Annotated in this window: 7 protein-coding genes; 5 read left to right on the top strand and 2 right to left on the bottom strand. The window is 73.9% G+C overall.

Going from position 1 to position 7,908, the window contains the following annotated elements; genetic code table 11:
• Positions 1 to 376 precede the first annotated feature (376 nt).
• Entirely contained in the window at positions 377 to 844 is a 468-nt protein-coding gene (locus ABT092_RS17735) for an SsgA family sporulation/cell division regulator (protein ID WP_351244761.1), read from the bottom strand.
• A 302-nt stretch (positions 845 to 1,146) separates the two neighbouring features.
• Here ABT092_RS17735 and ABT092_RS17730 point away from each other — a divergent pair, with 302 nt between their 5' ends.
• Positions 1,147 to 2,430, top strand: a complete 1,284-nt coding sequence (locus tag ABT092_RS17730; RefSeq protein ID WP_351244759.1) for an RDD family protein — start codon at positions 1,147 to 1,149, stop codon at positions 2,428 to 2,430.
• Positions 2,431 to 2,503: 73 nt separating this feature from the next.
• Complete coding sequence (locus tag ABT092_RS17725; protein WP_351244757.1) at positions 2,504 to 3,328, top strand: RDD family protein; 825 nt, start codon at positions 2,504 to 2,506, stop codon at positions 3,326 to 3,328.
• 21 nt (positions 3,329 to 3,349) lie between these two features.
• Here the strand turns inward: ABT092_RS17725 and ABT092_RS17720 are convergent, their stop codons facing one another.
• Positions 3,350 to 3,709 (bottom strand): hypothetical protein, encoded by a 360-nt coding sequence (locus ABT092_RS17720; RefSeq protein ID WP_351244755.1) that lies wholly within the window; start codon positions 3,707 to 3,709, stop codon positions 3,350 to 3,352.
• 437 nt (positions 3,710 to 4,146) lie between these two features.
• Between ABT092_RS17720 and ABT092_RS17715 the strand changes: the two genes are divergently transcribed.
• From ABT092_RS17715 to ABT092_RS17705, 3 genes are all read left to right on the top strand, one after another.
• Positions 4,147 to 6,561, top strand: a complete 2,415-nt coding sequence (locus tag ABT092_RS17715; RefSeq protein ID WP_351244753.1) for an immune inhibitor A domain-containing protein — start codon at positions 4,147 to 4,149, stop codon at positions 6,559 to 6,561.
• A 170-nt stretch (positions 6,562 to 6,731) separates the two neighbouring features.
• Entirely contained in the window at positions 6,732 to 7,097 is a 366-nt protein-coding gene (locus tag ABT092_RS17710; protein ID WP_351244751.1) for a hypothetical protein, read from the top strand.
• Between the two features lie 121 nt (positions 7,098 to 7,218).
• A complete protein-coding gene (locus ABT092_RS17705; protein ID WP_351244749.1) occupies positions 7,219 to 7,908 on the top strand; it encodes an alpha/beta hydrolase in 690 nt (229 codons plus the stop codon).

Raw genomic sequence — 7,908 nt, 5'->3', positions numbered from 1 at the left:
TGCGTCCTGACGGCGGGTTTCCCCTGCCAAAGACGTCTCGGTCGCCGGTCGCCGAGCCGGACTGTCCGCGGGCACCCGGTCCGGTCTGCGGCACCGGTGGCGGCGGGTCCTCGTCGAGGTGCTCCAGGGCCCGGATCGCGTCGGTGGTGCTGGCTGTGCTGGCCTTCATGGGGCTCACTGTGGCCCGGCCCGGCGCCGTCGCCCCGACGGGCGAGGGGGAGCGCGTGCGGGTTCACACCGATGGCCCCGGACGCGCGACCGGCCCCATCGGCGGTGCGGCCCCGCGCCGTGGCACGGGGCCGGCGGGTTCCGGCCCGCCGGGCGTCCCCGACCCGGACGGGCCGCCCCGACCGGCGCCGGTCGGTGACGGGCCCGTTCACTCCGCGTCCTGCGCCCCGTCGGAGGACCGGGGCTCCTCCTGCCCCCGGTCCGGGGTGGGCGCCAGCAGTGCGGCGAGCCCGTCGTCGATCCGCAACCGGTCGGCCTCCGTCCCCGGGGGGACGATCCGCAGGGTGCGCTCCAACCACGCCGACACGGGCGCGGCCGGGGCCTCCAACAGGGCGTCACCGTCCGGCGAGGTCAGCGCCACCAGGACCACGCTGCGCCCGTCCGCCTTGGTCGGCCACACCCGCACGTCGCCCTGCCCGCAGGGCCGGAACACGCCTTCGATCAGCAGTTCCCGGGAGAACGTCCAGTTGACCGGATGCGCGGTGCCGATGTGGAAGGTGACGTGCACGGCGAACGGGTCCTCGGTCCGGTACGCCAGCAGGGCCGGCACCGGGATGCTGCGCTCGGGCGACAGGACCAGTCGGAGTTCCAGCTCGCGTTCCACCACGGTGTGCATGTCGTACGTCCTCTCCTCGTCACGGACCCGGAGCGGGCCCTTACGAGTGGAGAGCGCGCCGGCCCGGGAGCATTACGCGAGTTCCCAGAAGTTTTTTTCCAGACCGAAGCGGACCGTTCCGCATCGGTCCGTGGCGCGATCGATTCGCTCCCCGGCGGCTTCCGGGAGGACCACCGTCCCGGTGGGGGAAGCGCGTTGCCCGGAAAGGGGGGCGTCCCGCCGGAGCCGGGCAGTCGGGGGCGCGCGTCTGGTAGATGTGGAACCCTCATCACCCACCACCGAGCAGATACGGGACGACGGACATGAGTGCCCCAACCCCGGCACCCGGCGAAGAGACGCCCCGCGAGGGCTACTATCCGGACCCCTCCATCCCCGGCTACGTCCGGTACTGGAACGGCGCCGCCTGGGTCCCCGGCACCAGCCGTCCCGCACCCGTCGACGGTGCCCACCCGCACACCCCCCAGGCACCGACGCCCGCCCCGCCCGCCGAGGAGACCGGCCCGGTCTTCTTCGACGAGGAGCCGCAGCCGTCCCCGCACGGCAACCGCCCCGGGCCGGCCGCCTCCTGGGGCGCGAGCCCGGCCCGGCCGGCCGTCCCCGGCGACCCGGACCGCAAGGTCTCCTGGGGCTCCCCGGTCCCCGACCCCCGGGTGGCCGCCCCCGGCGTCCCGACCCCCTCGCCCGCCCCCGAAGCGGTGGCCCCGCCGGCCCTGCCGGGTCCCGGCGGCGACCGGGGCGCCCGCCCGAACGACGGCACCCTGACCTTCCACCGCCCGCCCCGCGCCGCCACCGACTCCGCCCCGCCCCTGCCGCACCAGCAGGGCCCCGGCGGCGACCGACGGCCGCCCGCCGCGAGCCCGACGGCGCCGGCACCCCGTACCGCCCCCGACGCGGCGCCGACCCCGGCGCCGCCGCTGCCCGCGCCCGCCGAGACGGCGGGCCCCGGCGGTGCCGCCCCCTGGGCGCAGCCCCCCGCCGCCCTCGCCGCGACCGTGCCGGTGCCGCCGGCCACCGGCACGGGCGAGGGCCGGGCGGAGGCGGCGGTGATCCCGTGGAAGCCGCCGACCAGCGACCCCTTCCTGGCCGTGGCCCAGGCCCAGGCCGCGGCCCGGCCCGCCGGGTGGGGGCGACGGCTGCTGGCCCGGCTGCTCGACTCGGCCCTCATCGCCTCGGCGACCGGGGCGGTGGCGGCACCGCTCGGCCTGCGGGCCGCCGACCACCTCGACCACAAGATCGAGGCGGCGAAGCTCTCCGGCCGGACGGTCACCGTGTGGCTGCTGGACGGCACCACCGCCACCTACCTGGGGGCGGTCCTGGCGGCACTGCTGTTGGCGGGCCTGTTGTTCGAGGTGCTGCCCACCGCCCGCTGGGGCCGCACCGCCGGCAAGGGACTGCTGGGGCTGCGGGTGCAGGACATCGAGGCGCACGACCGCCCGTCGTTCGGGTCGGCGCTGCGCCGGTTCCTGGTGCTGACCGTGCCGGGCCTGCTGCTGGTCGGCCTGGTCGGGGTGGTGTGGGCGGTCTTCGACCGGCCGTGGCGCCAGGGCTGGCACGACAAGGCGGCCGGGACCTTCGTCGCCCGCTGACGGCCCGGCGCACGGTCGCCCGGACGGATGCGCGCCGGATGCGGGACCAGGGGGTTCGCGGTCCACTCGGGCCATGAGCAGCGAACCGCCGCGGCCCGGACAGCCGGAAGACGACGACCCGTTCAGCAAGCCGCCGCCGTCCCCCGGCGGTTCCCCCTACGACCCGCCCCCGGAGGGCCCGCCGGCGGGCAACGGCCCCCCGCCGTCCGGTCCTCCGCCGTCCGGTCCTCCGGGCGGGCCGCCGCCCGGAGGACCCGGCGGGCCGCCACCCCCCTCCAGCGGCGGCCCGACCTGGGGCGCCCCGCCGCCCGGCGGCCCGCCCCCGCCGGGGGGCGGTTCCCCGTACGGAGCGCCGCCGCCCCCCGCGGGCGGCGGCTCCCCCTACGGCGGCGGCCCGTACGGCGGCGGCGGACACGGCGGGTACGGCGGCGCCCCCGACCCGCTGGCCGGCATGCCCCCGCTCGCCGACAGCGGCAAACGCGTCCTCGCCCGGATCGTCGACATGGTCATCGTCGGGGTGGTGGTCTGGCTGCTCTCCTGGGGCTTCGGCCTCTCCGGCTACTCCGTGGACCCGGACGACGTCGAGTACGGAAAGTCCTTCGGACAGTCGGTGCTCGCCGCGGTCCTCTACATCGGCTACGACACGGTGCTGATCTCCCGGACCGGACAGACCGTCGGCAAACGGCTGTTCAAGATGCGGGTGGCCAACCTCTCGGACGGCGCCACCCCGTCCGTGCAGACCTCGCTGCTCCGGGCGGCCGTGCTCTGGCTGCCGTTCGCCTTCTGCTGCGCCTGCGTGTGGACCGCGATCGCGGGTGGCTGGAGCTTCTTCGACAAGCCGTACAAGCAGGGCCTGCACGACAAGCCCGCCAAGACCGTCGAGGTCAGCACGGCCTGAGCCGGTGCGGGGTCCGTGCCGTCAGGGCCGCGGGGCCCTCGCCGGCGGCACCGCGCCGCGGCGCACGCCGTCCGGTCGCCGCGCCGCCCCGCCCCGCACGTCGAAGGGGCCGGCGCCGGGCCGGGGCGAACCGCCGGTGCGCTGCCCGGGGATGCGCGGCACCGAGACGCCTTCGGCGCGCGGCGAGACGCGGGCGGTCCGGGGGACCCGCGCGGCCAGCGGGACGGTGGCGGCCACCAGGAGGCCGAGGCCGAGCGCGGCGACCGTGACCACCGCGACGGCGATGCCCGAACCCGTCCGGGAGAGCAGCAGCATGACGATCGTCGAGCAGACGACGGTGGCGGTTCCGTAGGCGATCTGTGCGGCAGTCGGACGAGGCATCGCGTATCAGTCCTCGGGACTTCTCGGGTACGGGGCTTAGGACGTGCTGCGGTGCTTCCCGGGCGCGGGAACATCGTACGGGGGCACGTCCCGGGCGACTCCTCCGCCTCCATGCCCAGGGAACCCGACGGTAAGCGTGACGCACCCCACGGTCCGGGTGCACGAGGGGGCGCACGGATTCACCGGCTCCGCCAAGTGGGCTGCGGGGTGCGCCGGTTGGGTCGCGCAGGCACGTACGACAGGACGTACCGGGCGTCCGGATAGCGGATCCGCCGCCCTGCATAGTGCGTTGAGATGTTCAAGTCAAGGTCTGTCTTTTCTTCTGTAACTCCGATCGAATGACCGCACTTGTGACGCGCACACCGCGCGCGGCCTTCCCCGCTCCGGGACCCCCCAAACGGCCGCGATCCGCGGGGCGCAGGGGAGGACACCGTCACGTGACCAGAAGAAGCAGGACGTTCAGGGCCGCCGCGGTGGCCGTGGCGTTCGCCGCGGCCACCGCCGCGTACACCGGCCCGGCCCTGGCCGCACCGGAGACCGGGGCCCCCGTCCCGGCCGCCGACCGCAAGGACCCGGCCACGGCGAAGGGGCACGTCGAGCACGACCTCGAAGGGCCCTTCAGCGAGGCCCGGGCGGAGCAGCGCGAATCCGCGCTGGAGCAGGTCCTCGCGGGCGACGCCACCGTCCAGCGGCGGGGCGCGTCGAAGGTCGTCAAGCTCGACGACCGGAAGTACGTGGAGCTCGGCCGGGAGAAGACCGACAAGATCTTCACGATCCTGCTGGAGTTCGGCGACAAGGTCGACAACACCACCCAGCACGACCCGGACGGGCCGGAGGGCCCCAAGCCGCCCGTGCTGAAGTACGGCGGCACGCCCGGCCCGGCGCACAACAAGATCCCCAAGCCGGACCGCGCCCACGACAACTCGACGGCATGGCAGGCGGACTACAACCGCGAGCACTTCCAGGACCTCTACTTCGGCACCGGCTTCGACGGCAAGGGCCACAAGAAGGAGTCCCTGAAGACGTACTACGAGAAGGCGTCCTCCGGCCGCTACTCCGTCGAGGGCACCGTCTCCGACTGGGTCAAGGTCGACTACAACGAGGCCCGTTACGGCTCCAACTTCTGCGGCTCCTCCAACTGCGTCAACGCCTGGGACGCGGTCCGCGACGGCGTCAACGCCTGGGTCCGCGACCAGAAGGCGGCCGGCCAGACGGACGCGCAGATCAAGCAGCAGCTCTCCGCCTACGACGCCTGGGACCGGTACGACTTCGACCAGGACGGCAACTTCAACGAGCCCGACGGGTACATCGACCACTTCCAGCTGGTCCACGCGGGCGAGGACGAGTCCGCGGGCGGCGGCGCCGAGGGCCCCAACGCGCTCTGGGCGCACCGCTGGTACGCGTACGGCAGCGACGCCGGTCGCACCGGACCGGGCAACAACCGCGCCGGCGGCACCCAGATCGGCGAGACCGGCGTGTGGGTCGGCGACTACACCGTGCAGCCCGAGAACGGCGGCCTCGGCGTCTTCGCCCACGAGTACGGCCACGACCTGGGCCTGCCCGACCTGTACGACACCTCCGGCGGCGGCGCCGAGAACTCCACCGGCTTCTGGTCGCTGATGTCCAGCGGTTCCTGGCTCGGCCGCGGCAAGGACACCATCGGTGACCTGCCCGGCGACATGACGGCCTGGGACAAGCTCCAGCTCGGTTGGCTGGACTACGACCTCGCCCGCGCGGCGACCGCGTCCACCCACCGCCTCGGCGTGTCGGCGTACAACACCAAGAACCCGCAGGCGTTGATCGTCCAGCTGCCGAACAAGAAGAAGACCACCAAGGTCACGACGCCCGCCGAGGGCGCCCAGCAGTGGTGGAGCGGTCGCGGCGACAACCTCCAGAACGCCCTGACCCGCTCGGTGGACCTGACCGGTCGCACCACCGCGGAGCTGTCCCTCCAGGGCTGGTGGGACATCGAGGAGAACTACGACTACCTGTACGCCGAGGTCTCCACGGACGGCGGCGCCAACTGGACGGCCCTGGACGGCACCGCCGGCGGCGGCCCGCTCGTCCGCGACGGCGCCGACCGGCCCGCGCTGAGCGGCGTCTCGGGCGGCCACAAGGCCCTCGTCTACCCGCTGAACGCCTACGCGGGCAAGAAGGTCGACCTGCGGCTGCGCTACGCCACCGACGGCGGCGCCGGCGGCCTGGGCTTCACCGGCGACGCGCTGAAGGTCACCGCGGACGGGACGACCGTCTTCGCGGACGGCGCCGAGACCGACGCGGGCGGCTGGGTCACCAAGGGCTTCTCCCGCATCGGCGAGTCCTTCACCAACGAGTACGAGCAGTACTACCTGGCCGAGAACCGCCAGTACGTCTCCTACGACCGCACCCTGGCCGTGGGACCGTACAACTTCGGCTTCGCCCCGGCCCGTTCGGACTGGGTGGAGCACTACGCGTACCAGCGCGGCCTGCTGGTCTGGCTCTGGGACACCTCCCAGCAGAACAACAACACCAAGCAGCACCCGGGCGAGGGCCTGGTCCTGCCGGTGGACGCCAGCCCGGCCCCGCTGAAGTGGTCCGACGGCACGCTGATGCGCAACCGCATCCAGTCCTTCGACTCCACCTTCAGCCTGCGCCGCTCGGAGGCGTTCACGCTCCACAGTGCGGGCGTCCCGACGAAGGTCCCGGCGCACCGCGGGGTGTCGGTCTTCGACGACCGCAAGGGCACCTACTGGGACGCCGCCAACCCGGGCGCCAGCGTCAAGGTCCCGGACACCAACACCAAGATCAAGATCGTGAACCAGCCGTGGGACGGCTCCACGATCACCGTCCAGGTGGGACCCTCCACCAAGTAAGGACGTTTCCGCAGGTCAAGCCATGATCGGCCGCCACCCCCTAGCGGGGTGGCGGCCGCTCGTGTTTAGGTGCCGGAGTACGATCCTATTGACGCGATGTCTTACAAGATTCAACGGACGGCCCGCCCCCGAGGATCTCCGGAGGCGTCCGACAGGAGGTGTGACGAGGGATGGGTGCCGGAGGATTCTGCCGACTGCCGAACGGCGACGTGGTCGTGGCCCTGAACCTGCCGGACCCCGGCGCCGCCCCGGCCACCCGCACCGAGCCCGGCGCCCGGGTCCGGGTCCTGGTCGTCGCCGGCAACCGGGCCCGCGCCCTGACCCGGCTGCGCAACCTCGGGCTGCGCTCCGTCTACCTGCGCGGCAACCTCGCACCCCCGACCCCCGACGAGATCACCGCAGTCCTGCACCACCCGGACGGCCTGGTCTGGCGCACCGCCCCCGACGACGACGCCGAACTCTGGCACCCCATCCGCAGCCTCCTGAAGCACGGCACCGGCCCCCGACGGCCCGCCCCCCGGGTCAAGAGCGCCTGAGGGGCACCCGCGGGCCCTCCCCGGCCCGTGGACACGGTGGCGGCCCCGGTGCGGCGCCCCTACGGTGAACGGGGGCCGTCGGCCCCTCTCCGCGCCCGTGCCACACGAAGGGTCCGTGCCCATGGCTGACCTGCCCGCGATCGTCCTCGTCCACGGCTTCTGGGGCGGCGCCGCCCACTGGACCAAGGTCATCCTCGAACTGAAGCGCCGCGGCCACACCGACCTGCACGCCGTCGAGAACCCCCTGACCTCCCTCGCCGACGACGCCGAACGCACCCGCAAGATGGTCCAGCAGATCGACGGCCCGGTCCTGCTGGTCGGCCACTCCTACGGCGGCGCCGTCCTCACCGAGATGGGCGACCTGCCCAACGTCACGGGCCTGGTCTACGTCGCCGCCTTCGCCCCCGACACCGGCGAGAGCCCCGGCCAGCTCAGCCAGGACGTCCCGCCGGCCGCGTTCGCCAACATCGTCCCCGACTCCGACGGCTACCTCTGGATCAAGCCCGAGAAGTACCGCGAGAGCTTCTGCCACGACCTCACCGAGGACGAGGGCTTCGTCCTCGCCGTCACCCAGAAGGCCCCCCTCGGCGAGACCTTCGGCACCCCGATCACCGACCCCGCCTGGCGCAGGAAGCCCAGCTGGTACCAGGTCTCCACCGAGGACCGCATGATCAACCCCGAGAACCAGTACGCGATGTCCCGCCGCATGAACCCCCGCCGGACCATCGAGCTGGACGCCAGCCACGCCTCCCTCGCCTCCCGCCCGGTCGAGGTCGCCGACCTCGTCGACACGGCGGCCCGGGAGTCCTGA

This window comes from Streptomyces sp. NPDC002490, from assembly GCF_040296045.1.
In the GTDB taxonomy this organism is placed as follows: Bacteria; Actinomycetota; Actinomycetes; order Streptomycetales; family Streptomycetaceae; genus Streptomyces.
Note: the sequence above shows the minus strand (reverse complement) of the source record. Positions and strands in the feature narration are given on the sequence as shown.